A 2,685-nucleotide genomic window follows, 5' to 3' on the forward strand; every position below is an offset into this window, starting at 1 on the left:
TGCGTATTCCGGCGAACGTGATCACGCATTTCGGCGGATGGTGATCACGGATTCCGAATGATCGTGATCACCCGTTCCGGTTGATCGTGATCGCTGATCAGAGCTTTCCGAAACGCGTGATCACGATGCCGGAATGAGCGATCACGGGACCGAAACGGGTGATCACGTAACCGGAACGTAATCCGGTTTTAAGTCTGGCGGTGGCGTTGCGCATGTATTCACCGGCGGCGTTAGCCTGCTCCCTTTTTTGCGGGAGAAGCGCTGATGCCGACACCTCGGATGAACATGCGCAAATTGAAGGAAGTCCTGCGACTGAAGTGGGCGTGTGGCCTGACGCATCGGCAGATCAGCCGGGCCATCGGCATCAGCGTCGGGGCCGTGTCGAAGTTCGCAGCCCAGGCCAGCCAAGCGGGACTCGACTGGGCCGCAGCCGAAGCGCTGTCCGACGATGAACTGAACGCGCGCCTGAGGCCTGAGGGAACCGATGTCACAGCGACGGCGTCGCGACGCATCGAGCCGGACTACACGGCATTGCATCGCGAGCTGCGCCGCAAGGGCGTGACGCTGCAACTGCTGTGGGAAGAATATGCTGAAGCGAACCCCGGCCAGCGGACCTACCGCTACACGCAGTTCTGCCAGAAGTACAAGGACTGGGCGAAGTCGATCAAACGCTCAATGCGCCAGCAGCACCGCGCCGGCGAGAAGCTGTTCGCCGACTTCGCGGGCCCCACCGTGCCAATCCTCGCGCGCGCCGGCGGCGTCGAGTTCGAGGCGCACGTGTTCGTTGCCGTGCTCGGCGCATCGAACTACACGTTCGCGTGCGCGACGCGCACCGAGACGATGGCGGACTGGATCGGCAGCCTGTGCGATGCGCTGGAGTTCATCGGCGGCGTGCCCGAGCTGCTCGTGCCCGACAACCCGAAGGCGCTGATCGCGCGGCCCGACCGTTATGAGCCCGGACTCGGCACGACCACGCAGGACTTCGTGAACCACTACGGCACGGCGATGCTGCCGGCGCGTCCGCGCAAACCGCAGGACAAGGCCAAGGTCGAAGTCGGCGTGCAGATCGTCGAGCGCTGGGTGCTGGCCCGGCTGCGCCACTATCGCTTCTACAGTCTGGCCGAACTCAACAAGGCCATTGCAGAACTGATCGCCGACCTGAACCAGCGCCCGTTCAAGCGGCTCGAAGGCAACCGTCGTGAATGGTTCGAACGGCTGGACCAGCCCATACTGCGCCCGTTGCCCGTGCGCCGCTACGAGATCGCCACCTTGCAGAAGTGCCGGGTGAACATCGATTACCACGTCGATGTCGGCGGCCACTATTACAGCGTCCCGCACAGCCTCGCACGGCAGGAAGTCTGGGCACGCGTCACACGCCACGGCGTCGAGATCCTGCATGGCGGCAAGCGCGTCGCTGCGCACGCACGCTCGCGCCTCAAAGGCCAACACACGACCATCGCCGAACACCTGCCGGCCGCGCATCGCGCGCACATGGAATGGACTCCGGGCCGCTTGCTCAACTGGGGCGCATCCGTCGGCCCCGGCGCCGAGGCTGTTGTGCGGCATCTGCTGACCAACAAACCCCATCCCGAGATGGGCTATCGCGCCTGTCTCGGTCTGCTCTCGCTCGCGCGCAAGTACGGCAAACACCGCCTCGAAGCCGCTTGCCAGCGCGCATTGAAGATCGGCTCGCCCACGCGCCGCTCCGTGCTGTCGATCCTGGAAGCGGGGCTTGACCTGCAGCCCTCGCTCCCGATCACGCTCACCGAATGGCGCTCGCCCGAGCACGAGAACGTGCGCGGTCCCGACTACTATCACTGACCCAAAGGAGTTCACGATGTTGATACAGCACACCCTTACCCAACTAAAGGCGCTCAAACTGGACGGCATGGCCCGCGCGTTCGAGGAGCAGTCGACGCTCACGGCCAGCACCAGCCTGTCGTTCGAGGAGCGCGTGGGCATGCTCGTAGATCGGGAGCTCGCCTGGCGTGATACGCGGCGACTCGAACGTTTGCTGCGCGCGGCGAAGCTCAAGAACCCACAGGCCTGCGTCGAGGACATTGAATACCGGCAAAGTCGCGGGCTGGACCAGCGCATCGTCGCCACGCTCGCCGGCTGCGACTGGGTGCGCAATGCGCAGAACCTGATCCTGACCGGCCCCACGGGCGCGGGCAAGACTTGGCTCGCATGCGCGTTCGGCCAGCAAGCGTGCCGTCAGGGCTTCTCGGTGTTCTATGTGCGCGTCGCGCGGCTGTTCGAAGAACTGAAGATCGCGCACGGCGACGGCAGCTTCACACGTCGGCTCGCGCAACTCGCGAAGATCGATGTGCTGATCCTCGACGATTGGGGCCTGCAGGATCTCGACCAGGCCGCGCGCAACGATCTGCTCGAAGTTCTTGATGATCGTGTCGGTACACGTTCGGCTGTGATCACCAGCCAGTTGCCACTCGAGCACTGGCATGCGTGGCTGCAGGACCCCACGCTCGCCGATGCGATTCTCGACCGGCTCGTGCATCAGGCTCACAAGGTTCCGGTCAAGGGCGATTCGATGAGAAAGAAAACGAAATCCGAGTCCGCTGACGCCTGATCGTGATCACTGTCGCTATAATCCATTGACCGCGCAACACCACCTTCCAGACTGATCACGTTCACCGAAACGGCTGATCACCATCGCCGAAATCCGCA

At 63.7% G+C, this 2,685-nt stretch carries 2 protein-coding genes; both read left to right on the forward strand.

Annotated elements, in window-relative coordinates; genetic code table 11:
• The first annotated feature begins 264 nt into the window (after nucleotides 1-264).
• Entirely contained in the window at nucleotides 265-1,821 is a 1,557-nt protein-coding gene (gene istA, locus QCE79_RS39215) for an IS21 family transposase (protein WP_309854603.1), read from the forward strand.
• A gap of 16 nt (nucleotides 1,822-1,837) precedes the next feature.
• Entirely contained in the window at nucleotides 1,838-2,587 is a 750-nt protein-coding gene (gene istB, locus QCE79_RS39220) for an IS21-like element IS408 family helper ATPase IstB (RefSeq protein ID WP_309854625.1), read from the forward strand.
• The last annotated feature ends 98 nt before the right edge of the window (nucleotides 2,588-2,685 follow it).

This window comes from Caballeronia sp. LZ003 (genome assembly GCF_031451465.1).
Taxonomy (GTDB): domain Bacteria; phylum Pseudomonadota; class Gammaproteobacteria; order Burkholderiales; family Burkholderiaceae; genus Caballeronia.

Bases quoted from the DNA above. Each gene is read 5' to 3' on its own strand.
- istA (WP_309854603.1), top strand. From the start codon at position 265: ATGCCGACACCTCGGATGAACATGCGCAAATTGAAGGAAGTCCTGCGA.
- istB (WP_309854625.1), top strand. From the start codon at position 1,838: ATGTTGATACAGCACACCCTTACCCAACTAAAGGCGCTCAAACTGGAC.